Genomic DNA, 24,044 nt, shown 5'->3' with positions numbered 1-24,044 from the left:
CGCGCAACGGGAGCCAAGCGCTCAATCGATCACGGGGATCATGATTGTTATCGGCCTTGTTCCGCCGCAGGACTCGCCTGTTCCGACAGTGTCGCTTTTCACCACAACCACAAGAAAAACCGCCTCCCGATTACCCGGCCCGCCGTCAGGCGGGCTTGCTGCTCTGCCAGTCGCCGCTGAAACGTCGTTCGTGGCACCACACCGCCCAGCAGATCCGTACCAGTTTGTTGGCCAGCGCCACCGCCGCCTTGTTGTGGCCGATGCACGCGGCCGTCGGGTGCTCCGCTTTTACTCCAGGGTGATCGCAGCTGCATTCAATCGCTCGGCTTCATGGCCTTCTGCGCCCTGTCTGCCCTGGCCATGTACCCGCTGTTCGTCAGGCTGGCCGGAGGCCGGAAGGATCGGCGAGCGTCGCCGCCCTGAACTTCGGCAGTGCCATGGCGCGGCGTCTGGCCAAACTCCGGCAAACCCCGTACCTTCCCCCTCCCCTTTCCCCGGCCACCGCCGCCAGCCCTTGCCGGAGCCCGCCCGTGCCTGTTTCCGACCCGCTCTCCCCGCCCGCCCCATCGACGACCAACCCGCTTACCGAGATCTACCGCGACGACTGGCTGCTGGCCGTGCACAAGCCGGCCGGGCTGCTGGTGCATCGCAGCCCCATCGACCGCCACGAGACCGAGTTCGCCCTGCAGTACGCCCGTGCGCTGAACGGCGGCGAGCACGTCTACCCGCTGCACCGGCTGGACCGGCCGACCTCCGGGCTGCTGCTGTTCGCCCGCGACCCGGCCACCGCCAGCACGCTGGGCAAGGCGCTGATGGCCGGCGAGATGCAGAAGACCTATCTGGCCATGGTCCGCGGCTGGACCGCCGAGGCGGGGGTGATCGACCATCCGCTGCGCGAGCACGCCACCGACCGCCGCGACAAGGACGAACAGCCGCTGCGCGAGGCGCTGACCCGCTACCGCCGGCTGGCGACCACGGAGATCCCGGTGGCCATCGAGGGCTATCCCGCCAGCCGCTATAGCCTGGTCGAGCTGCAGCCGGAAACCGGCCGCAAGCACCAGCTGCGCCGGCACATGCAGCACATCAGTCACCCGATCATCGGCGACACCAACTACGGGCGCACCCGCCACAACCACTACTTCGCCGAGCGCTTCGGCCACGGCCGGCTGATGCTGGCGGCCACCGGCCTGGCCTTCCGCCACCCAGCCAGCGGCGCGCTGCTGCAGCTGCGCGCGGCGCCGGAAGCGAGCTTCCTCCAGGTGCTGTCGATCTTCGGCGCGGCCCTGCCGGCGCTGGACGGTCGCTGAGCCGCGCACACGCCGGAGCGGCGCGCTTTGCTACGCTCCAAGGCGAAGACCACGGCCGCCCGGACCGGGCGAGGACAAGCGCATGGCCATTTCCCCCATCCCGGTGGACCAGCGGGTGATCGACATCGACTCGCGGCGGTTCGCCTCCATCGAAAAGGCACTGGTCGAGCTGATCACCAACGCCGACGACAGCTACGGCCGGCTGGAAAAGGCCGGCGTGGCGACCAGCGGCCAGGTGCTCGTCCAGTACGAGCGCCACCAGGCCGGCGCGCTGCTGATGGTCACCGACCAGGCCGAGGGCATGGCCTTCGCCCAGGCGCGGGCGATCCTCGCCTACGGCGCGGCGCACAGCACCCTGGCGCGCGGCGAAGGCGGCGGCCGCGGCTATTTCGGCCGCGGCCTGAAACAGGCCATCTACGGCCTGGGCTACGGCTGGATCGAGACCATCCATGCCGGCCGCTACGCGCGCATCGAGCTGTTCCGCGGCGAGAACGGCGGCTACCTGTTCGACGACGGCGACGGCGACCGCCCGGTCCGCGACAAGGACCGCACCCGGCTGGGCATCGCCGGCGACGGCACGCGGGTCGCCATCGTCATCGAGAACTCGCACACCAACATCTCGCAGTTCCGCTCGGTGCTGCAGTCGGTGACCGACAACATCTACCTGCGCGACGTGCTGCGCCGGCGCCAGGTGGAGCTGGTGCACCTGCAGCGCGGCCGGGAGGTCGAGCGCAGCGGCCCGCTGCGCTACGTGGAGCCGCCCGCCGAGCTGCTGCTCGGCCCCGACCTGGCCGGGCAGTTCGTCCACGAGGGACGCGCCTATCCCTTCGCCCTGACCCTCAAGCGCGCCCTCGACGCCGAGCTGAGCAGCCGCGGCGACGAGCGCAGCAACGGGCTGGTGGTGCTGTCCGGCACGGCAGTGCTGGACTGCCAGCTGTTCGACTACGAGAACCAGGTGGGCACCGAGTACCTGTTCGGCAGCGTGGACTGCCCGGCGCTGATCGAGCGACTCGGCGCGGGCGTGGCGGTGATCAGCGACGAGCGCGAGGGAGTGAACCTCAAGGAGCCCCTGGTGGCGGCCTTCGCCCGGGCGGTCAGCGCGCTGCTCGCACCCTGCGTGGAGGCCGAGCGCGAGAAGCTCAGGCACCTCGACCACGCCACCGCCTCGGGGCGCACCAGCCAGATGATCGAGCACCTGCTCGAGCGGATGAGCCGGGCGGCCATCCAGGACATGGGCATCAGCCTGCCGCCCCCTGGCGCGCCGGCCGCCGCGCAGCATCCGGCGCTGCGCTTCTCCACGCCCTTCTACTACCGCCAGAGCGGCCATCCCTTCCACGTCAGCCTGCTGGTCGATGCCGCGCAGCTGGCCGCGGACGAGGTGCTGCAGGTCGCCTACGCCCTGCCGGAGGGCATGCGCATCGACCCGGCGCCGACGCAAATCCCCGCCTCCAGTCTGGGCGGACAGCCGCGCCTGGAGTGGACGGTGGTGGCCGATGCCGCCGGCAGCCGCGGCGAGATCAGCGTGCGCGCCGGCAGCCACTGGGCCTGGTGCGAGCTGGTCGCCGCCGAGCGGGAGGCCGGGCACCGCCCGCATGTCGCCGGCCTGCACGCCGCCCACGCCGCGCCGCCACGCACGCCGCACGACCACGGCGAGCTGATGTTCACCGGCTACGAGTTCCGCCAGCTCGACAACGAGCTGGACCGCGCGGTGTACAGCGTCGCGGAGCGCAAGATCCTGATCAACACCGCGGCGCCGACCGTGCAGCTGTACGTCGACGGCCGCGGGCATTTCCGCGACAGCGCGCGGCTGCTGCTGGCCGAGCTGTTCATGGAGGTGATCGCCGACGAGCTGGCGCGCCGCAGCCTGGCCAGGACCGGCCAGGCCCAGGACGCCGAGGCCCTGCACCGGGCCAAGCTGGACATCGTCCGCCGCTACGGCAGCGAGATCCACCGCTCGTTCCTGGTCGGCTGAGGGCGCTCGCTACAGGCCGCGCGCCAGCGCCTCCTGCAGCGGCATCACGGTGACGCTGACCTCCGGGTCGTGGCTGCCGCCGCCGAGGATCACCCCGCGCAGCGGCGAGACGTCGCCGAAGTCGCGGCCCCAGGCCAGGGTGATGTGCTCGCGGCCGGGGATCAGGTTGTTGGTGGGGTCGAAGTCGACCCAGCCCTGGCGCGGGCACCACACCGAGATCCAGGCGTGCGAGGCGTCGGCGCCGATCAGCCGCGGCTTGCCGGGCGGCGGCTGGGTCAGCAGGTAGCCGCTGACGTAGCGCGCCGCCAGGCCGCGCGAGCGCAGGCAGGCGAGCATCAGGTGGGCGAAGTCCTGGCACACCCCGCGCTTCTCCTCCAGCACCTGCGCCAGCGGGGTCGCCACCTGGGTGGCGGCGGCGTCGTAGGTGAACTCGCGGAAGATCTTCGCCATCAGCGCATCGACCGCCAGCAGCAGCGGCCGGCCGGGCAGGAAGCAGTCGTCGATCCAGTCGCTGAACAGCTGCTTGAGGTTCACGTAGGGCGACTGGAAGCGGTAGCGGGCGGCTTCCAGCTCCTCGCAGGTGAGTTCCTTGCCGGAGTAGCTGAGGCCGAGGCAGACCTCCTCCCAGGGCGGCGAGTCCTGCAGGCGCAGCGCCGGCCGGGCGAGCACCTCGACCTGCAGGCGGGCGCTGACGCGCAGTTCGTCGTGGGGCCGCTCGAAGGCCAGGCGGGTCAGCGGATTGCCGAACACGTCGAGGCCGTCGCTGCGCCGGGTCGGCTCCGGGCTGACCAGCAGCTCGCGGGCGTGGCAGCGCTGCCAGGGGCTCGGCCGCGGCCACAGGTGGGCCAGTTGCTCGGCCAGCGACACCGGCGCGGCGTAGTGGTAGTGGGTGTCGTGGAGGATGAGGTAGTGGGCACTGTTCATAGCGACTGGGTCTGCTGGCTGGCGTCGACGTGGACGAAGAAACGCAGGCCGAGCTGGTCGGACAGCTGGCCGGCGGCGCTGGCGACGGACTGCAGCAGGGCCGCCAGGTCGCCCAGCGCCGCGGCGTCGGCGTCGCTGCAGGCAGCCTCCAGGCGCGCGAGGTCCCAGGCGTTCAGGCGGGCGTCGATCCCGGCCAGGTCGGGCAGGGTCGCCAGCTCGAAGCGTTCGCCTAGGATCTCCAGCGAGCGGTGCAGCTGGCGCAGCTGGAACACCGCAGCGTGCGGGTTCTGGCCGTCGAGCAGGAGCAGGTCGAGCACCGGGATCAGCTGGGCGCTGGCCAGGTAGCGGGTGCGGTAGGTGATGCTGCTGTTGCCCAGCTCGAGCAGCCAGCCCAGCGCCGCCGGGTCGCGCGCCGCCGGGGTGGCGAGCAGACCGGCGATGCTCTCGACGAGGAACTGCAGGCGCTCGATGCGCCGGCCGATCACCAGGAAGCGCCAGCCGTCGTCGCGGGTCATGTCGTCGAGGGCGAAGCCGGACAGCGCGGCCAGCGACATCAGCAGGCGGTCGAGGAACTCCAGCAGGTCGCCGGGATCGACCTCCTCGCGGTCGAGGGCCTGCGCCTCCTTGTGCAGTTCGACCAGCGCCTGCCAGTTCTCCCGCGACAGCTTGCCGCGCACGCTGGCGGCGGCCCACTGCAGGCGCTGCAGGTTGGCGCGCAGGCTGAACGGCCAGTCCTTGCCGACCACCGCCTGCACCAGGCGCTGCTCCAGGCTCAGCTCCTCCTCCGCCTCGCCATCGTCGCCGTCCTCGCCCGGCGGCCGCGCGTCGGGCAGCAGGCCGAGGCCCTGGGCCACGCTCACCGCGGCCTGCAGGGCGGCGGGATCGTCGCCGTCGTCGACGTAGCGGGCCAGCATGATGCGCAGCAGGCGCGCGCTGCCTTCGCAGCGGTCGCAGTAGCGGCCGAACCAGAACAGGTTCTCCACCAGCCGCGACGGCAGGTAGGGGTCGCTGCGCACCACGTCGGCCACGCCGAGCGAACGCACCCACTGCCAGGGCTCGCTGCTGGCGTGGCGAGCGCCGAGCACCCAGGTGTCTTTGCTGGCGCCGCCGCGCTGCATCGACAGGGTGGTGGCGCCGGCGCTGGCGGCCACCCGGGTCAGGCCGCCGGGCATCACCCGGTAGCCGTCCGGGCCGGCTACGGCGAACAGGCGCATGCCGATCGGCCTTGTGCCCAGGCCGCCGTCCGCGGCCTCCCAGACCGGAGCATGGGAGAGCAGCGGGCGTTCCTGGCCGACGTAGGCGTAGGGACGCTGGCGGATGCGCTCGGCCAGTGCGGCGCGCTGCGCGGGCTTGAGGTCGGGACCGAACTGCGGCACGAACTGCTGCGAGGGAAAGGCGCCGCGGAACAGCAGCTGGTCGAGCTTGTCCAGCGCCTCCTCGCACACCGGCGGCTCGCCGCACCACCAGCTGGCGATGGACGGCAGCAGCAGCTCCTCGCCGAACAGCCGCTCGCAGATGCCGGGCAGGAAGCCCGGCAGGCCGGGGGACTCCAGCACGCCGCTGCCCAGGGCGTTGGCCACCAGCACGCGGCCCTGGCGCACCGCCTCGAGCAGGCCGGGGACGCCGAGCGCCGAGTCGCTGCGCAGCTCCAGCGGGTCGCAGAAGTCGTCGTCGAGGCGGCGCAGCAGCGCGTGCACGCGCTTGAGGCCGCCGAGGGTCTTCAGGTAGACGGTGGCGTCGCGCACCGTCAGGTCGCTGCCCTCGACCAGCGGATAGCCGAGCTGGCGCGCTAGGTAGAGGTGCTCGAAGTAGGTCTCGTTGAAGCGTCCGGGGGTGAGCAGCACCACCAGCGGCGTCTCGCCGCCCGCCGGCGCCTGGCGCGCCAGGGTCTCCTGCAGGGTGCGGAAGTAGCCGACCAGATACTGCACGCGCAGGTCGCGGTACAGCTCGGGGAAGGCGCGCGAGACCAGTTGGCGGTTCTCCAGCGCGTAGCCGGCGCCGGAGGGCGCCTGGGTACGGTCGGCGGTGACCCACCAGCGGCCGTCCGCCGAGCGCGCCAGGTCCACCGCGTAGACGTGCAGCCAGGTGCCGCCCGGCGGCTGCAGGCCCTGGCACGGCCACAGGTAGTTGTGGTGGCCGTAGACCAGGTCGGCCGGCAGCAGGCCCTCGGCCAGCAGTCGCTGCGGTCCGTAGATGTCGGCCAGCACGGCATTCAGCAGGCTGGCGCGCTGCGCCACGCCGGCGGCCAGCTGCTGCCATTCCTCGGCCGGAATGATGTTGGGCAGCAGGTCCAGCTCCCAGGGCCGGTCGGTGCCGTCGGGGTCGGCGTAGACGTTGTAGGTGACGCCGTTCTCCAGGATCTGCCGGGCCAGCAGCGCCTGGCGCTGGTCCAGCTGCGCCGGGCTGCAGCGCTGCAGGTGGGCGAGCAGCGCCTCCCAGTGCGGGCGTACCTTGCCCTGGGCATCGAGCAGTTCGTGGTAGACCGCGGCGTTGCGCGGGTAGTCGGCAAGCAGGTGGGGCATGGGGTACTCGATGAACATCCTGTTGTCATGCATCCCCATGCCCCGCTCGCGGGGCTGGGTGGGACGAGGGTAGCAGCCCTCGCGACGCGGCGTCCCGCGACCAACGGCGGAGGGCGGCGAACCGCAGAGCGTAGGGTGGGTCAGCCGCGCAGCGGCGTAACCCACCCTACGTTACTCACACCCTGCGCAGGTCGAGGGTCATCGGCAGCTCGCGGTTCGCCAGCGGCTGCGGCGCCTCGACGCGACCCGGGGTGTGGCCGTGGCGGAAGAAGCGCGCCAGGCGCCGGCTTTCCGCCTCGTAGGCGTTGACCGGCAGGGTCTCGTAGTTGCGCCCGCCCGGGTGGGCGACGTGGTACTGGCAGCCGCCGAGGGAGCGCTGCATCCAGGTGTCGACCAGGTCGAACACCAGCGGCGCGTGCACGCCGATGGTCGGCTGCAGGCAGGAGGCCGGTTGCCAGGCGCGGAAGCGCACGCCGCCGACGAACTCGCCGACCGTGCCGGTGGGCGTCAGCGGCACCGGCGCGCCGTTGCAGGTCAGCACGTAGCGGTCCGGGGCCATGCCATTGATCCGCACCTGCAGGCGCTCCAGCGAGGAGTCGACGTAGCGCACGGTGCCACCGGCAGCGCCCTCCTCGCCCAGCACGTGCCAGGGCTCCAGCGCCTGGCGCAGCTCCAGCTCGATGCCCTGCACGGCGAAGTCGCCGAGCTGCGGGAAGCGGAACTCGAAGTGCGCGGCGAACCACTCGGGGCGGAAGGCATAGCCGGCCGCATTGAGCTCGTGCAGCACGTCGCGGAAATCCTGCTCGACGAAGTGCGGCAGCAGGAAGCGGTCGTGCAGCTCGGTGCCCCAGCGCACCAGGCGCTGCGGCCGGTACGGCTCGTTCCAGAAGCGCGCCACCAGCGCGCGCAGCAGCACCTGCTGGGCCAGGCTCATGCGCGCATGCGGCGGCATCTCGAAGGCGCGCAGCTCGAGCAGGCCGAGGCGGCCGCTGGCCGAATCCGGCGAGTACAGCTTGTCGATGCAGAACTCGGCGCGGTGGGTGTTGCCGCCGACGTCGACCAGCAGGTTGCGCAGCAGGCGGTCGACCAGCCACGGCGGGCAGTCGGCGCCCGGCTCGGGCATCTGCGCGAAGGCGATCTCCAGCTCGTAGAGCGCGTCGTTGCGCGCCTCGTCGACGCGCGGGGCCTGCGAGGTCGGGCCGATGAACAGGCCGCTGAACAGGTAGGACAGCGACGGGTGGTTGTGCCAGTAGCCGATCAGGCTGCGCAGCAGGTCCGGGCGGCGCAGGAACGGCGAGTCGGCCGGGGTGGCGCCGCCGAGCACGAAGTGGTTGCCGCCGCCAGTGCCGGTGTGGCGGCCGTCGATCATGAACTTCTCCGACGACAGCCGGGTCAGGCGCGCCGCCTCGTAGAGGAACTCGGTGCGCTCGACCAGCTCGTCCCAGCTGGCGGCCGGGTGGATGTTGACCTCGATCACCCCCGGGTCGGGGGTGACGCGGAAATGGATGAGGCGCGGGTCGGCCGGCGGCTCGTAGCCTTCCAGCATCACCGGGCAGCGCAGCTCGGCGGCGGTCGCCTCGATGGCGGCGACCAGCTCCAGATAGTCCTCGAGGCGCGCCAGCGGCGGCATGAACAGGTACAGGCGGCCGTCGCGCGGCTCGGCGCACAGTCCGGTGCGCACGATGTGCGCGGCGGACTGGAAGGGTTCCGGCGCGGCCTCGGCGCTGGTGCTGGCGGGGCCGTTCAGGCCACTGGCCGCAGCCGGCGACGCGGCGGCGGCGGTCTGGTGCGGGGCATGGCGCAGCTGCTCGCGGATCGCCGCATGGGCCGGCAGCGGCGGGAAGCTCTGGTTGGGGTCCGGCGCCTGCACGTAGGGGTAGTCGCTGCTGCTCACCCACGGCTGCGAATCCAGCGGCAGGCGGTAGCCGAGCGGCGAGTCGCCGGGGATCAGCCGGCAGTGTTCCTCGCGCAGGAACCAGGGGCCGGACTGCCAGCGCGCAGCGTCGGCGCTGCGCGCCAGCGGCAGGATATGGCCGACCACCTGCTCCAGGCCCTGCTCGAACACCTTGCGCAGGCGCTCGCGCTCCAGCGGGTCGGCGAGACGCGCGTCCTCCGGGGTGACGTTGGCCGGCAGGCGGCGCTCGCGCCACAGGTAGTACAGCCAGTCCTCGTAGGCCGGGAAGGCGTACTCGCCGGACAGGCCGAGGTGGCCGGCCAGGGTGGCGAGGAAGCGCGCGGCGAGGCGCTCGTCGGCGCCGTAGTGCCGGCCCTCGTCGGCGAGCAACTGGCGGTCGCGCCACACCGGCTCGCCGTCCCTGCGCCAGAAGCAGTTGAGCGACCAGCGCGGCAGCTGCTCGCCGGGATACCACTTGCCCTGGCCGAAGTGCACCAGGCCCTGCGGCGCGTAGTGCTCGCGCAGGCGGTGGAACAGCTCGGCGGCCAGGCGGCGCTTGTTGGGGCCGAGCGCGGCGGTGTTCCACTCCTCATCGTCCGGGTAGTCGATGGCCACGAAGGTCGGCTCGCCGCCCATGGTCAGGCGCACGTCGGCGGCCTGCAGGTCGACGTCGACCTGGCGGCCGAGGGCGTCGATGGCCTGCCACTGATCGTCGCTGTACGGCAGGGTCACCCGCGGCGCTTCCCAGATGCGCTCGACGCGCATCTCGTGGGCGAACTCCACCTCGCACTTGTCGACCCCGCCGCTGATCGGCGCCGCCGAGGACGGCTCGGGGCTGCAGGCGACCGGGATGTGCCCCTCGCCGGCGAACAGCCCGGAGGTGGGATCGAGGCCGATCCAGCCGGCGCCCGGCAGGTACACCTCGCACCAGGCGTGCAGGTCGGTGAAGTCCTCCTCGGTGCCGCTCGGGCCGTCGAGGGCCTTGACGTCGGCGGTGAGCTGGATCAGGTAGCCGGAGACGAAGCGCGCGGCCAGGCCCAGGTGGCGCAGCAGCTGCACCAGCAGCCAGGCCGAGTCGCGGCACGAGCCCGAAGCCTTCTCCAGGGTCTGTTCGGGCGTCTGCACGCCCGGCTCCATGCGGATCAGGTAGCGGATGTCGTTGGACAGGCGCTGGTTGAGCGCGACCAGGAAGTTGACGCTGGGCGTGGGCTCACGGTCGATGCCGGCCAGGTAGTCGGCCAGCCGCGGGGTGGCCGGCAGCGCCTGCAGGTAGGGGTCCAGCTCGCGGCGCTCGCCCTCGGTGTAGGCGAAGGGGATCTTCTCGGCATAGGGCTCGAGGAAGAAGTCGAACGGGTTGAACACCGCCATCTCGGCGACCAGGTCGACCTCGATCTTCAGCTCGTCGGTCTTCTCCGGGAACACCAGGCGGGCCAGGTAGTTGCCCTGCGGGTCCTGCTGCCAGTTGATGAAGTGGCCTTCCGGCAGCACCTTCAGCGCATAGGAAAGGACGCGCGTGCGGCTGTGCGGCGCCGGGCGCAGACGGACGATCTGCGGCCCGAGATTGACCGGGCGGTCATAGCGGTAGTGGGTGACGTGATGCAATGCGACATGGATCGACACGACGGCCTCCTGCGTGCCAGAACAGTAACCCGGCTAGGCAAGACTTGTGCCGACATCCGCAAGCTGTCGTTCGCCGGGGCCCGAGGGTTTGGATAAAGCACCAATATGAAGCGAGTTGCAGACCACGAAAAAGAGCGCGCACAACAATAGCGCATTCGGCTCACAGCGCCACGGCCAGCGCCACCAGCACTCCGCACTCCAGCAGCTCGAGCAGCGCCCCGGCGCTGTCGCCGGTGGTGCCGCCGAGGCGCTGCAGCAGGGCGCGGCGGACCAGCACGAACAGCGCCGCCGCCACCGCCACGGCGAGCAGCCCGGCCCAACCGGCCAGCAGGCAGGCCAGCACGCTGGCGAGCAGCACGCGCCAGCCGGCGCGCTGTGGCACATGGGCGGCCAGCGCGCTGCCCAGGCCGCCCTCGCGCACGTAGGGGGTGCCGAGCAGCAGGAGCAGCACGCCGGCGCGGCCGAGCAGCGGCGCCAGCAGCAGCGCCGCCCAGGCGCCGGCCTCCAGCAGCGCCCACAGCGCGGCGAACTTGAGCAGCAGCAGCAGCACCAGCGCGGCGACGGCCATCGGCCCGCAGCACGGGTCCTTCATCAGCGCCAGGGTGCGTTCGCGGTCACCGTAGCCGCCCACCCAGGCATCGACCGTATCGGCCAGGCCGTCCAGGTGCAGGCCGCCGCTGGCCAGCACCCACAGCGCCAGCAGCAGCGCCGCCGCCAGCGGGACAACCACGCCGGACAGCAGCCAGGCGGCGGCGAGCAGCACGGCGCCGAGCAGCAGCCCTACCAGCGGATACCACAGCAGCGAGCGGCCGAGCTGCCGGGGCGCGGGCATGCCGGGCAGGCGGATGGGCAGGCGGGTGAGAAATTGCAGGGCGATCAGCAGGGGCAAGGGCAGGTTCACGGGGACATTCCGCAGGGTGGGTTGGACGAAACGGGCGCCACCTTAACCGCAGCGGCTGCGCAACGCCAAATGCTCCATGCCGGGGCAGCGGCGCACCAGCGGCGTGCCCCGCTGCGAGGCAGCCCGCCGGAGCGGCACCGGCCGTTTCCCGCAATGCCGCGCCACGCGCGGCCTGCGGAAAACTGGCACGCCTTTCGCTAGGAACCTGGCGTGCAGGAGCCACCCGCAGGGGTATGCGGCACCACAATCTGCAAATGGCCGACTAGGGTTCCGGCCCGCGATCCAGGGATCGCGGGCGGCTGGTCCGAGAGTCGGCGACCTCCAGCGAGGTTACACGGCGGGACAAAAGCCCGGGAGACGAACGACGTATCCGTTACGCCGCCCCGCTCCTGCCGCCCCAACCGACCCGGAGGAACACCATGCGCAAGCCCCGCCTTCTCGCTGCCCTCGCCGCCAGCCTCGCCGCCGCCCTCAGCTTCGGCGCCCAGGCCGCCCAGAAAGACCAGTTCAGCGTCTGCTGGACCATCTACGCCGGCTGGATGCCGTGGGAGTACGGCGCCAGCCAGGGCATCGTCGACAAGTGGGCGAAGAAGTACGGCATCGACATCGACGTGGTGCAGCTCAACGACTACGTCGAGTCGATCAACCAGTACACCGCCGGCCAGTTCGACGGCTGCACCATGACCAACATGGACGCACTCACGATTCCCGCTGCGGGCGGCGTCGACTCCACCGCGCTGATCGTCGGCGACTTCTCCAACGGCAACGATGGCATCGTCATCAAGGGCGAGAACAGGAGCCTGGCCGACCTCAAGGGCCAGCCGGTCAACCTGGTCGAGCTGTCGGTGTCGCACTATCTGCTGGCCCGCGGCCTGGAGCGGGTGGGCCTGGCCGAGAAGGACATCCAGGTGGTCAACACCTCCGACGCCGACCTGGTCGGCGCCTTCGCCAGCGACGAGGTCAAGGCGGTGGCCACCTGGAACCCGCTGCTCGCCGAGGTGGCCGCCGCGCCCAAGGTCAGCAAGGTGTTCGACTCCAGCCAGATTCCCGGCGAGATCATCGACCTGATGGTGGTCAACAGCGAGACCCTCAGGGACAACCCGGCGCTGGGCAAGGCGCTGACCGGCGCTTGGTACGAGATCATGGCGACCATGAGCGCCGACACGCCCGCGGGCAAGGCCGCCCGCGAGCACATGGCCAAGGCCTCCGGCACCGACCTGGCCGGCTTCGAGGCGCAGCTGGCCGCCACCCGGATGTTCTATTCGGCCAGGGAGGCCGTGGAGTTCACCACCAGCCCCCGCCTGCGCGAAACCATGGGCAAGGTCGCCGACTTCTCCTTCGCCCACGGCCTGCTCGGCGAGGGCGCACCCAGCGCCGACGCGGTGGGCATGAGCTTCGCCGGCGGCCTGACCCGCGGCGCCGCGGACAACGTCAAGCTGCGCTTCGAGCCCGGCTACATGCAGATGGCGGCGGACGGCCAGCTCTGATCGCCCCGGTAGGGTGCGCCGTGCGCACCAGCCTCTCGACCCGGTGCGCACGGCGCACCCTACCGTCGCTCTCGAACGCCATGAGGTAACCCCATGCGCCTGATCAACCGACAACCCGGCCGCAGCCGCCTGCTGCTGGTGCTTCTGCCCTTCGCCCTGCTGCTGATGGCCTACTTCAGCGGCTCGGCCAGCCGGCTGGCCGACAACCCCAACGACAAGCTGCTGCCCGGCGCCACGCAGATGGCCGCGGCGGTCGAGCGCCTGGCCTTCACCCCGGACAAGCGCAGCGGCGACTACCTGTTCTGGCGGGACACCACCGCCAGCCTGACCCGCCTCGGCCTGGGCATCGGCATCGCCGCACTGGCCGGCCTGTGCCTGGGCATCGCCGCCGGCAGCCTGCCGCTGCTGGGCGCACCGCTCTCGCCCTTGCTCACCGTGCTGTCGATGGTGCCGCCGCTGGCCATCCTGCCGATCCTGTTCATCGCCTTCGGCCTCGGCGAGCTGGCCAAGGTGATGCTGATCGTTATCGGCATCACCCCGGTGCTGGCGCGCGATCTGGAGCAGCGCGCCCGCGAGATTCCCGCCGAGCTACTGATCAAGGCGCAGACCCTCGGCGCCAGCACCTGGACGCTGATCCTGCGCGTGGTGCTGCCGCAGCTGCTGCCGCGCCTCTTGATCGCCCTGCGCCTGGTGCTCGGCTCGGCCTGGCTGTTCCTGATCGCCGCCGAGGCCATCGCCGCCACCGACGGCCTCGGCTACCGGATCTTCCTGGTACGCCGCTACATGGCAATGGACGTGATCCTGCCCTACGTGCTGTGGATCACCCTGCTCGCCTGGCTGACGGATCTGGGCCTGCGCCAGCTCACCCGGCTGGCCTTCCCCTGGTATGAAGGAGCCAAGGCATGAGCTTCATCGAGGTCAAAAACATCTGGCAGGAATACGGTGACCAGGTGGTCATCGAGCGCCTCAACCTGAGCATCCGGGAAGGCGAGTTCTGCACCCTGGTCGGCGCCTCCGGCTGCGGCAAGTCGACCTTCCTGCGCCTGCTGCTCGGCCAGGAGCGCCCGAGCCGCGGCGAGATCCTCCTCGACGGCCAGCCGCTGGCCGGCGAGCCGGACGCCAGCCGCGGCATCGTGTTCCAGCGCTACACGGTGTTCCCGCACCTGTCGGTGCTGGACAACGTCGCCCTCGGCCTGGAGCTGCCGCGCGCGCCGCTGCTCGGCCGGCTGTTCGGCGCTGCCAAGCGCGAGGCGCGCGAGCAGGCCGCGGCGATGCTCAGGAAGGTCGGCCTCGGTCACGCGCTGGACAAGTACGCCACCCAGCTGTCCGGCGGCATGCAGCAGCGCCTGGCCATCGCCCAGGCGCTGGTGATGAGGCCGCGCGTGCTGCTGCTCGACGAGCCGTTCGGCGCCCTCGACCCGGGCATCCGCAAGGACATGCACGCCCTGCTGCTGGAGCTGTGGCGCGAGACCAACCTCACCGTGTTCATGGTCACCCACGACCTGTCCGAGGGCTTCAGCCTCGGCACGCGCCTGCTGGTGTTCGACAAGGTGCGCGTCGACCCGCACGCGCCCGGCGCCTACGGCGCGCGGGTGACCTACGACATCCCCCTCAACGCCGACCGCCGCGCCGCGCGCGCGGCCGTCGACGCCCTGCCCGCGCACATCGGCGCCGGGCTGCAAACCGCGCTGTAAAGGAGCTACCCATGACTGCATCCCTGACCCTGCGCCCGACCCTGTACGAGGAACTCGTCCCCGGCGGCGGCCATACCTCCTTCGTGCTCAAGCGCGGCCAGGTGCTGCGCATCACCGACCTCGAAGGCGGCGCCAACGTCAGCCTGCTGCTGCTCAACGCCTTTGAGAAGAGCGAGCGCCTCAACCTGCCGGACACCCTCAAGTGCCAGCACACCGCCAAACTGACCGCCGGCCACTGCCTGTACTCGGACATGGGCCGCGTGCTGGCGGCGATCACCGCCGACACCTGCGGCTGGCACGACAGCTTCGGCGGCGTGCTGAATGCCGCGGAGACCCGCGAGAAGTACGGCCAGGGCCGCTACCAGGAGCTGCGCAACGCCTTCTACCGCAACGGCACGGACAACCTGCTGGTGGAGATGGGCAAGTGGAACCTCAACCTGCAGGACCTGCTGATGCCTCTCAACCTGTTCAGCAAGGTCACGGTGGACGAAGGCGGCGCCTTCGCCTTCGAAACTGGCAACTCGCGCGCCGGCGACTACGTCGAGCTGTACGCGCCGATGGACAGCCTGGTGGTGCTCACCGCCCTGCAGCATCCGCAGGACCCCAACCCGGTGTACTCGCCCAAGCCGGTGCAACTCACCTGGCACCGGGTGGAGAGCGACGGCATCAGCGTGCTGTGCCGCACCTCGCGCCCGGAGAACGGCCGCGGCTTCCACAACACCGAACGTCTGTATATCTGAGGACCCGACATGAGCCTCGTCGCAAGCTCCCTGCATCCCGAAACCGCCGTGTTCCGCCACGTGATCCCGGCCGGCGAACCCTACCTGTTCGAGGTCAAGGCCGGGCAGACCGTCCGCCTGCTCGACCTGGAAGGCAACCAGGCGGTAGACACCCTGTTCTTCTCGGCGCGCAATCCGCGTGAACGCTACGACCCGCAGCGCACCCTGCGCCGGCAGAACAACATCTACCTGACCACTGGCACGGTGCTGTATTCCAATCTCGGCAATCCGCTGCTGACCATCGTCGCCGACACCTGCGGCCGCCACGACACCCTCGGCGGCGCCTGCGCGCAGGAGAGCAATACGGTCAGATACGCCCTGGACAAGCGCTACATGCACAGCTGCCGCGACAACTTCCTGCGCGCCAGCCTCAGCGACGGCCGCCTGGAGAAACGCGACATCGGCGCGAACATCAACTTCTTCATGAACGTGCCGGTCACCCCCGAAGGCGGCCTGACCTTCGCCGACGGCATCTCCGCGCCGGGCAAGTATGTGGAGCTGAAGGCGCATATGGACGTGATCGTGCTGATCTCCAACTGCCCGCAGCTGAACAACCCGTGCAACGGCTGGAACCCGACGCCGGCCGAGGTGCTGGTGTGGGACTGAGGCGCCCCACAGCGGTGCAAGTCGCCAGCCACGCACAGTCGCAGGGCAGGCAGCCCCCGAAAATGGCCGTCACAGGCCGCTAAACGGGCTGGCCCGCAATTTGCTGTGTTGATTGCACCGTGCTCGCCTCGGCCAGCACGCTCCTGAATCCGCTCGCATCGAGCCTCCAACCACGGACGACCGTGGTGCAGAAGATTTCCGGCGGGACGACCCGCCACTGCATGGGGCTTCCTCCATGTTCGCCAAACTCCTGATCGCCAACCGCGGCGCCATCGCCTGCCGCATCCTGCGTACCCTGCGCGCCCTGAACGTCGAGGGCGTGGCCGTCTACTCCGAAGCCGACGCCGCCAGCCTGCATATCCAGCAGGCCGACGAGGCCTTCTCGCTGGGCGAAGGCCCGGCCTCCGCCACCTACCTGGTGGTGGAGAAGATCCTCGCCGCGGCCAAACAGAGCGGCGCCCAAGCCATCCACCCCGGCTACGGCTTCCTCTCCGAGAACGCCGCCTTCGCCGAAGCCTGCGAGGCCGCCGGCATCGCCTTCGTCGGCCCGACGCCGGAGCAGCTGCGCGTGTTCGGCCTCAAGCACACCGCAAGGGCTCTCGCAAAACAGCACGACGTGCCGCTGCTGGAAGGCACCGAACTGCTGGACAGCCTCGATGCTGCGCTGAAGGCCGGCGAGCAGGTCGGCTACCCGGTGATGCTGAAGAGCACCGCCGGCGGCGGCGGCATCGGCATGCGCGTATGTCGCAGCGCCATGGAGTTGTCCGAAGCCTTCGAGGCGGTCAAGCGCCTGGGGCAGAACAACTTCAGCGACTCGGGCGTGTTCATCGAGAAGTACATCGAGCGCGCCCGCCACCTGGAAGTGCAGGTATTCGGCGACGGCCAGGGCGAGGTTCTGGCCCTCGGCGTGCGCGACTGCTCGGTGCAGCGGCGCAACCAGAAGGTGCTGGAGGAAACCCCGGCGCCCAACCTGCCGGCCGGCATGGCCGAGGAACTGTGCGCCGCGGCGATCAAGCTGGCCAGGGCGGTCAATTACCGCAGCGCCGGCACCGTGGAGTTCGTCTACGACAGCGAGGCCGCACGCTTCTACTTCCTCGAAGTGAACACCCGCCTGCAGGTCGAGCACGGCGTCACCGAGCAGGTGTGGGGCGTCGACCTGGTGCGCTGGATGATCGAGCTGGCCGCCGGCGACCTGCCACCGCTCAGCGAGCTGGCCAAGGGCCTCACGCCCAGCGGCCACGCCATCCAGGCGCGCCTGTACGCCGAGGACCCGGGCCGCGACTTCCAGCCCAGCCCCGGCCTGCTCACCGCGGTCGAGTTCCCGGTGGCCGACGGCCAGCGCCTGCGCATCGACACCTGGGTCGAGGCCGGCTGCGAGATCCCGCCCTACTTCGACCCGATGATCGCCAAGCTGATCGCCTGGGCGCCGAGCCGCACTGAAGCCAGCGCGGCGCTGGACCGCGCGCTGGCCGACTCGCTGCTGTACGGCGTGGAAACCAACCGCGACTACCTGCGCCAGATCATCCAGGATGCCCCGTTCGCCAGCGGCTCGCCCTGGACCCGCTGCCTGGAAGGCCTCGCCTACCGCGCCAGCACCTTCGAGGTGCTTTCCGCCGGCACCCAGACCACGGTGCAGGACTGGCCCGGCCGCCTCGGTTACTGGGCGGTCGGCGTGCCGCCGTCGGGGCCGATGGACGACCGCGCCCTGCGCCTGGGCAACCGCCTGCTCGGCAACCCGGAAGGCGCCGCCGGCCTGGAAATCACCATGAGCGGCCCGCTGCTGCGCTTCAACACCGATGCGGTGGTGGCGGTGACCGGCTCGGCCATTCCCGTCGCCCTCGACGGCGTGGCGCAGCCCATGCACACCGCACTGTTCGTCCCAGCCGGCGGTACCCTCGCCCTCGGCACCATCGCCGGCGCCGGCGCACGCTCTTATCTGACCGTGCGCGGCGGCCTGCAGCTGCCGGACTATCTGGGCAGCAAGAGCACCTTCACCCTCGGCCAGTTCGGCGGTCACGGCGGCCGCGCCCTGCGCGCCGGCGACGTGCTGCACCTGGCGCCGCTGGCCGACGCCAGTGCCGGCGCCGCGCTGCCGGCAGAACTGTGCACGCCGCTGCCGGCGGTGCGCGAAATCCGGGTGATCTACGGCCCGCACGGCGCGCCGGAATACTTCACCCCGGCCTACATCGACACCTTCCTCGCCAGCGACTGGGAGGTGCACTTCAACTCCAGCCGCACCGGCGTGCGCCTGATCGGCCCGAAACCCGAGTGGGTGCGCGACAGCGGCGGCGAGGCCGGCCTGCACCCGTCGAACATCCACGACAACCCGTATGCGATTGGTGCCGTGGACTTTACCGGCGACATGCCGGTGATCCTCGGCCCGGACGGCCCGAGCCTGGGCGGCTTCGTCTGCCCGGTGACGGTGATCGAGGCCGACCTCTGGCAGCTCGGCCAGCTCAAGGCCGGTGACCGGGTGCGTTTCGTGCCGGTGAGCCTCGACAGCGCGCGCGAACTGGCCCGGGCGCGCCGTGAAGAGTGCGTGGATCTCGCGCCGGCGGCGGTCGAGTGGCAGGCAATCGCGCCGCAGTCGCCCATCGTCCTGGATATCGGTGAGGACGACACCCGCCTGGTCGCCCGCCTGTCCGGCGACACCCATCTGCTGCTGGAGATCGGCCAGCCGGAGCTGGACCTGGTGCTGCGCTTTCGCGGCCATGCGCTGATGCAGGCGCTGGAAGCCGAGGCGCTCGCCGGGGTGATCGACCTGACGCCGGGCATCCGCTCGCTGCAGGTCCACTACCAGCCGGAAACCCTGCCGCTGGCCAGCCTGCTGGAAACGGTCGCCGGGCTGTGGGACGCGGTGTGCGCCGCGCAGGATCTCCGGGTGCCGTCGCGCATCGTCCACCTGCCGCTGTCCTGGGACGACCCGGCCTGCCAGCTGGCCATCGACAAGTACATGACCACGGTGCGCAAGGACGCGCCCTGGTGCCCGAGCAACCTGGAGTTCATTCGTAGGATCAACGACCTGCCGAATCTCGACGAGGTCTACAGGACCGTGTTCGACGCCAGCTACCTGGTGATGGGCCTCGGCGACGTGTACCTCGGCGCGCCGGTGGCCACCCCGCTCGACCCGCGCCACCGCCTGGTCACCACCAAGTACAACCCGGCACGCACCTGGACCGCGGAGAACTCGGTGGGTATCGGCGGCGCCTACATGTGCGTGTACGGCATGGAGGGCCCCGGCGGCTACCAGTTCGTCGGCCGCACCCTGCAGATGTGGAACCGCTACCGCGAGGTCGCGGCCTTCCGCGGCAAGCCCTGGCTGCTGCGCTTCTTCGACCAGATCCGCTTCTACCCTGTGTCCGCCGAGGAGCTGCTGCAGATCCGTCGCGACTTCCCGCTCGGCCGCTACGAGCTGCGCATCGAGAACAGCGAACTGGCCCTGGCCGACTACCAGCAGTTCCTCCAGGACGAGGCCGAGGGCATCGCCGCGTTCCGCGCCCAGCAGCGCGGCGCCTTCGCCGCCGAGCGCCAGCGCTGGATCGACTCCGGCCAGGCGCACTTCGAGGTGGAGGAAGTCGGCCCCGACCTCGGCGAGGACTCGCCCCTTGGCGCCGGCCAGCACGGCATCGACAGCCACATCGCCGGCAACCTCTGGCAGGTGCAGGTGAGCGAGGGCGAAACGGTCGCGGCCGGCGACGTGCTGGTGATCCTCGAGTCGATGAAGATGGAGATCCCCCTCACCGCGCCGGTCGGCGGCGTGGTCCGCGAGGTGCGCGTGCAGCCCGGCTCGCCGGTGCGCGCCGGCCAGCGGGTGGTGGTGCTCGAGGAGGCCTGACCCCGCTGATCGTTCCCACGTCGAGGCGTCGAACCGTCCGCGTGGGAACGCAGCCCGGACGCTCCAGCGTCCAGAAGCGGGCCCCCACGCCGGAGCGTGGGAGCCATCGGAAACATTCCCGGTGGAAAAGGCTGCGCCGTTTTCCACCCTACGCCGGCAGGCGCCCCATGCCTCGCCCAGGCCAACAAGGAACCCGACCATGCCCCACGAATTCGACCTGCGCCTCGACGCCCTGTGCGCCGCCTATCTCGATGGCCGCACTACCCCGCGCCAGCTGATCGAAGCGCTGCGCGCCAAGGCCGCGGCGCTCAACCCGGAATTCAAGCTGTTCATCCACCTGCTGACGCCCGAGGAACTGGAGCCCTATCTGGCCGCCCTCGACGGCAAGGCGCCGGGCGAGCTGCCGCTGTACGGCGTGCCCTTCGCCATCAAGGACAATATCGACCTGGCCGGCGTGCCGACCACCGCCGCCTGCCCGGCCTTCGCCTATGTGCCGGAAAGCAGCGCCACCATAGTCACGCAGCTGATCGCCCTCGGCGCCGTGCCGCTGGGCAAGACCAACCTCGACCAGTTCGCCACCGGCCTCAACGGCACCCGCTCGCCGTACGGCGAATGCCGCAACAGCGTGCATCCGGACTACCCGGCCGGCGGCTCCAGCTCGGGCTCCTCGCTGGCCGTGGCCCTCGGCGTGGCCAGCTTCGCCCTCGGCACCGATACCGCAGGCAGTGGCCGGGTGCCGGCGGCGCTGAACAACCTGGTCGGCCTCAAGGCGACCAAGGGGTTGATCTCCACCGCCGGGGTGGCGCCGGCCTGCCGCACGCTGGACTGCGTCACCTTCTTCACCGCCACCGCCCGCGAAGCCAGCCGGTTGCTGGCGCTGACCGCGAAACTCGACCCGCGCGACGAATACAGCCGCGCCAACCCGCTGTGGAACGACGCCTCGGCCTTCGGCACGCCGCGCCCGTTCCGCTTCGGCGTGCCGCGCGCGCAGGACCTGCAGTTCTTCGGCTGCAGCGAAGGCCCGCTGCAGTTCGCCAGCGCCGTGCGCCAGCTCGAAGCCCTCGGCGGCGAGGCGGTGGAGATCGACTTCTCGCCCTTCCTCGAAGCCGCGCGGCTGCTCTACGAGGGGCCGTGGGTGGCCGAGCGCTACAGCGTGGCCAGCGAGCTGCTGGAAACGAATCCCGAGGCGGTGCTGCCGGTGATCCGCGCGGTGCTGGCCCAAGCGCCGAGCGCCACGGCGGTCGAGGCGTTCCGCGCCCAGTACCTCCTGCAGGCGCTCAAGGCGCAGTGCGACCGCATCCTGGCCGGGCTGGACTGCGTGCTCACCCCGACCATCGGCCGCCCGGTGACCCTCGCCGAGCTGCACGCCGAGCCGGTGCTACGCAACTCCGAGCTGGGCTGGTACACCAACTTCATGAACCTGCTGGACTACGCCGCGGTGGCGGTGCCGAGCGGGGTGATGAGCAACGGCCTGCCGTGGGGCGTGACCCTGTTCGGCCGCGCCTTCACCGACCAGTACCTGCTCGGCATGGCCGACGCCGTGCAGCGCCAACACGCCCTGCCGCTGGCAGGCGGCCGGGCCATCGACCTGCCGGCGCCGGCCAGCACCGCGCGCAACGATCTGGCCCGCGTGGTGGTGTGCGGCGCGCACCTGGCCGGCCTGCCGCTCAACTGGCAACTGGTGCAACGTGGCGGCCGGCTGGTCGAGGCCACCCGCAGCGCGCCGGCTTACAGACTGTATGCGCTGGCCGGCGGCCCGCCGCTGCGCCCGGGCATGCTGCGCGTTGCCGAAGGCGGCGCGGCCATCGCGGTGGAGGTCTGGGAACTGCCGAGCGCGGAGCTGGGCTCCTTCCTCACCGGCATCCCGGCGCCGCTGGGCCTGGGCAAGGTCGAGCTGGCGGACGGGCGCTGGGAGACCGGCTTCATCTGCGATGGCTGGGGCCTGGCCGGCGCCGAGGACATCAGCCATTTCGGCGGCTGGAAGGCGTGGTTGCAGACCCGCGGCTGAAGGCTTGCCAGGGCCGGACCAGCACCGCATGCTGGCCGGCCATCTCCGCATAGCTGCCCGCCATGACCGACTCCGACCCTCTGCATTGCCCGCTGTGCGGTCGCCCCAACCGCTGCGGCCAGGCCGATCCGGTCAGCCGCGACCAGCCGTGCTGGTGCTTCTCCGCCGAGATCGCCGCCGAGGCGCTGCAGCGCATTCCACAAGCAGCACGCGGGCGTAGCTGCCTGTGCGCGGACTGCGCGCGCGGCGCCACCCGCGCCACGAGCGACCGGGACGGCTGACGCGGGGCTCAGTCCTCGACCAGCACCAGCCCCGCGCCGACCCGCAGGCGCTGCAGGGCGCCGTGGCCCACCTCCACCTGCAGCAGGTCGCGACGCGGCAAGCCGCGGGCGCGGGCCAGCAGCAGGCGCATCACCCCGCCGTGGGTGACCAGCAGCAGGTGGCGGCTGGCAAAACGCTCATGCAGGCGTTCGACCGCGTCGAGCACCCGCGCCTCGAAGTCGAACAGCGGCTCGCCGTCCGGCGGGGTGAAGGCGTAGGGATCGGCCCAGAAGCGCCCCAGCCCCTCGGCGTCGCTCGCCATCAGCTCGGCGGCGCTGCGCCCGTCCCAGGCGCCGAAGTCCAGTTCGCGCAGGCCGCTCTCCAGCTGCAGCGGCAGGCCGTGGCGCGCGGCCAGCTCGGCGGCGAAGGTGGCGCAGCGCTGCAGCGGCGAGCTGACCACCGCCTGCCAGGGCGTAGCGCCTTCGACCGCGTCGCGCATCTGCGTCCAGCCGCGCGCGGTCAGGGCATCGTCGATGCGCCCGCGCAGGCCGCCGCCCTGCTCGGTCTCTCCGTGGCGCAGCAGGTCGAGGATCATGGCGCGCGGTCGCTGACCTGGGCCTCGGCGAAGGTCGCCATGCCGCCGTGCAGGCTGCAGGCCAGGCGCAGCAGCGGCACTGCCAGCGCCGCGCCGCTGCCCTCGCCCAGGCGCAGGCCGAGATCGAGCAGCGGTTCGGCCTTGAGCGCCTGCAGCACGTGGCTGTGCCCCGGTTCGGCGCTGCGGTGGCCGAACAGCAGCCAGGGCCGGCAGGCGGGATTGAGGCGCACCGCGCACAGCGCGGCGACCGTGGTGATGAAGCCGTCGACCAGCACCGGCAGGCCGTACTGGCCGCAGGCGACGAAGGCGCCGGCCAGCGCGGCGATCTCGAAGCCGCCGAGGCGGCGCAGCGCCTCGAACGGCTCGGCGCAGTCGCGCTGATGCAGCAGCAGGGCGCTGTCGATCACCCGCTGCTTGCGCGCCACGCCGGCCTCGTCGAGGCCGGTGCCGGCGCCGGTCAGCGCCAGCGCCGGCAGGTCGAGCAGCGCGCAGCCGAGCGCCGCCGCCGCGGTGGTGTTGCCGATGCCCATCTCGCCGCCGATGTACAGCCCGGCATGCACCTGGCGCGCGCGCTCGACGCTGGCGCGCCCGGCGGCCAGCGCCGCCAGGCACTGCTCCATGGTCATCGCCGGGCCGTGGGCGAAGTTGGCGGTGCCGGGGCCGAGGGCGTAGCTGTGCACGCCGCCCAGCAGCTCGCCGCCGCCGGCGGTGCCGAGGTCGATCACCTCCAGACGCGCGTGCAGCTGGTGGGCCAGCACGCTGATCGCCGCGCCGCCGGCGACGAAGTTGTGCAGCATCTGCCGGGTCACCGCTTGCGGGTAGGCGGACACCCCCTCCTCGACCACCCCGTGGTCGCCGGCGAACACCGCGATCCACGGCTGTTCGAGGTGCGGGCACTCGCGGCCCTGCAGCGCGGCCAGCTCGATGGCCAGCTGCTCGAGGCGACCGAGGGCGCCGGCCGGCTTGGTCAGCCGCGCCTGACGCTGCTCGGCCTTCTGCCGGGCCACATGGTCGATGGGCTGGCAGGGTGCCTGCCACCAGGGTTCGTTCATGGCGCATCCCCTTTGAGGATCATGGGCAGCCCTGCCACACAGAAGGTCACGCGCTGCGCGCGCTCGGCCAGGGCCTGGTGCAGCCAGCCGGCCTCGTCGACGTAGCGGCGGGTCAGCTCGCCGAGCGGCACCACGCCGAGACCGGTCTCGTTGCTGACCAGGACGATGCGCCCGGGCAGCCCGGCGATGCCGTCGAGCAATGCGTCGCGCTCGCGAGCCAGAGCGGAACTGTCATCAAGCAATAGCAGATTGGTCAGCCACAGGGTCAGGCAGTCGACCAGCAGACAGCGGTTTTCCGCCGCGTGGTCGCGCAGCGCCTGCATCAGCTGGACCGGCTCCTCCACCAGCGCCCAGCCGGCCGGACGGCGCGCCCGGTGGTGGGCGATGCGTGCGGCCATCTCGCCGTCGCCGGGCTGGGCGGTGGCGAGGTAGGTGACCGCCAGGCCGGACTCGATGGCCAGGCGCTCGGCCAGGCGGCTCTTGCCGGAGCGGGCGCCGCCGAGGATCAGTTCAAGCATCGAGGGTCTCTCGGTGGGTTAAGGGTAGGGTGCGCCGTGCGCACCAAGGTGTATTCATGGCGGTGCGCA

Annotated in this window: 17 protein-coding genes, 1 pseudogene and 1 riboswitch; of the genes and pseudogenes, 10 read left to right on the top strand and 8 right to left on the bottom strand. The window is 71.3% G+C overall.

What is annotated here, in order from left to right; genetic code table 11:
* Positions 1-145: 145 nt before the first annotated feature.
* Positions 146-274 (bottom strand): annotated as a pseudogene (locus SK095_RS21630) (IS110 family transposase); the annotation flags it as partial.
* A 256-nt stretch (positions 275-530) separates the two neighbouring features.
* On the opposite strand from SK095_RS21630, the gene SK095_RS21625 reads away from it, so the two are divergent.
* Positions 531-1,307, top strand: a complete 777-nt coding sequence (locus SK095_RS21625) for a pseudouridine synthase (RefSeq protein ID WP_320547478.1) — start codon at positions 531-533, stop codon at positions 1,305-1,307.
* 82 nt (positions 1,308-1,389) lie between these two features.
* A complete protein-coding gene (locus SK095_RS21620) occupies positions 1,390-3,279 on the top strand; it encodes an ATP-binding protein (protein WP_320547477.1) in 1,890 nt (629 codons plus the stop codon).
* Between the two features lie 9 nt (positions 3,280-3,288).
* Here SK095_RS21620 and SK095_RS21615 read toward each other — a convergent pair whose 3' ends face one another.
* The 4 genes from SK095_RS21615 to SK095_RS21600 form a co-directional block, all read right to left on the bottom strand.
* The gene (locus SK095_RS21615; protein WP_201485914.1) at positions 3,289-4,203 is read right to left on the bottom strand and encodes a transglutaminase family protein; all 915 of its coding nucleotides are present in this window, start codon (positions 4,201-4,203) and stop codon (positions 3,289-3,291) included.
* Positions 4,200-6,725: a circularly permuted type 2 ATP-grasp protein gene (locus SK095_RS21610; RefSeq protein WP_320547476.1), complete on the bottom strand. Its 2,526-nt coding sequence runs from the start codon at positions 6,723-6,725 to the stop codon at positions 4,200-4,202. Before SK095_RS21610 ends, SK095_RS21615 begins: the two co-directional genes overlap by 4 nt.
* Before the next feature lie 175 nt (positions 6,726-6,900).
* Positions 6,901-10,239: a transglutaminase family protein gene (locus SK095_RS21605; protein ID WP_320547475.1), complete on the bottom strand. Its 3,339-nt coding sequence runs from the start codon at positions 10,237-10,239 to the stop codon at positions 6,901-6,903.
* Between the two features lie 160 nt (positions 10,240-10,399).
* A complete protein-coding gene (locus tag SK095_RS21600) occupies positions 10,400-11,140 on the bottom strand; it encodes an adenosylcobinamide-GDP ribazoletransferase (protein ID WP_320547474.1) in 741 nt (246 codons plus the stop codon).
* Positions 11,141-11,391: 251 nt separating this feature from the next.
* Positions 11,392-11,499: riboswitch (guanidine-I (ykkC/yxkD leader) on the top strand.
* A gap of 60 nt (positions 11,500-11,559) precedes the next feature.
* Between SK095_RS21600 and SK095_RS21595 the strand changes: the two genes are divergently transcribed.
* From SK095_RS21595 to SK095_RS21560, 8 genes are all read left to right on the top strand, one after another.
* Positions 11,560-12,627 carry a putative urea ABC transporter substrate-binding protein gene (locus SK095_RS21595; RefSeq protein ID WP_320547473.1) on the top strand — a complete coding sequence of 356 codons (1,068 nt, stop codon included), beginning with the start codon at positions 11,560-11,562 and terminating at the stop codon, positions 12,625-12,627.
* A gap of 93 nt (positions 12,628-12,720) precedes the next feature.
* Positions 12,721-13,533, top strand: coding sequence for an ABC transporter permease (locus SK095_RS21590; RefSeq protein ID WP_320547472.1), 813 nt, complete (start codon positions 12,721-12,723; stop codon positions 13,531-13,533).
* Positions 13,530-14,321: an ABC transporter ATP-binding protein gene (locus SK095_RS21585; RefSeq protein ID WP_320547471.1), complete on the top strand. Its 792-nt coding sequence runs from the start codon at positions 13,530-13,532 to the stop codon at positions 14,319-14,321. The genes SK095_RS21590 and SK095_RS21585 overlap by 4 nt, the downstream gene beginning before the upstream one ends.
* A gap of 11 nt (positions 14,322-14,332) precedes the next feature.
* Positions 14,333-15,061: an urea amidolyase associated protein UAAP1 gene (locus SK095_RS21580; RefSeq protein WP_320547470.1), complete on the top strand. Its 729-nt coding sequence runs from the start codon at positions 14,333-14,335 to the stop codon at positions 15,059-15,061.
* 9 nt (positions 15,062-15,070) lie between these two features.
* A complete protein-coding gene (locus tag SK095_RS21575; protein ID WP_320547469.1) occupies positions 15,071-15,706 on the top strand; it encodes an urea amidolyase associated protein UAAP2 in 636 nt (211 codons plus the stop codon).
* Between the two features lie 235 nt (positions 15,707-15,941).
* Positions 15,942-19,541 (top strand): urea carboxylase, encoded by a 3,600-nt coding sequence (gene uca / locus SK095_RS21570; protein WP_320547468.1) that lies wholly within the window; start codon positions 15,942-15,944, stop codon positions 19,539-19,541.
* A 199-nt stretch (positions 19,542-19,740) separates the two neighbouring features.
* A complete protein-coding gene (atzF, locus tag SK095_RS21565; RefSeq protein WP_320547467.1) occupies positions 19,741-21,549 on the top strand; it encodes an allophanate hydrolase in 1,809 nt (602 codons plus the stop codon).
* Between the two features lie 62 nt (positions 21,550-21,611).
* Positions 21,612-21,830, top strand: a complete 219-nt coding sequence (locus SK095_RS21560) for a cysteine-rich CWC family protein (protein WP_320547466.1) — start codon at positions 21,612-21,614, stop codon at positions 21,828-21,830.
* An 8-nt stretch (positions 21,831-21,838) separates the two neighbouring features.
* Here SK095_RS21560 and cobC read toward each other — a convergent pair whose 3' ends face one another.
* From cobC to cobU, 3 genes are read right to left on the bottom strand one after another with little or no spacing between them, the layout of a single operon-like run.
* Complete coding sequence (cobC, locus tag SK095_RS21555; RefSeq protein ID WP_320547465.1) at positions 21,839-22,405, bottom strand: alpha-ribazole phosphatase family protein; 567 nt, start codon at positions 22,403-22,405, stop codon at positions 21,839-21,841.
* Positions 22,402-23,457 carry a nicotinate-nucleotide--dimethylbenzimidazole phosphoribosyltransferase gene (gene cobT / locus SK095_RS21550; protein ID WP_320547464.1) on the bottom strand — a complete coding sequence of 352 codons (1,056 nt, stop codon included), beginning with the start codon at positions 23,455-23,457 and terminating at the stop codon, positions 22,402-22,404. The genes cobC and cobT overlap by 4 nt, the downstream gene beginning before the upstream one ends.
* Positions 23,454-23,975, bottom strand: a complete 522-nt coding sequence (gene cobU, locus SK095_RS21545; RefSeq protein ID WP_320547463.1) for a bifunctional adenosylcobinamide kinase/adenosylcobinamide-phosphate guanylyltransferase — start codon at positions 23,973-23,975, stop codon at positions 23,454-23,456. Before cobU ends, cobT begins: the two co-directional genes overlap by 4 nt.
* Between the last annotated feature and the right edge of the window lie 69 nt (positions 23,976-24,044).

It is taken from the genome of Pseudomonas sp. AN-1 (assembly GCF_034057115.1).
Classification (GTDB): domain Bacteria; phylum Pseudomonadota; class Gammaproteobacteria; order Pseudomonadales; family Pseudomonadaceae; genus Geopseudomonas.
The sequence above is the reverse complement of the archived record's forward strand: the minus strand, read 5'-3'. Positions and strand labels throughout refer to the sequence as shown.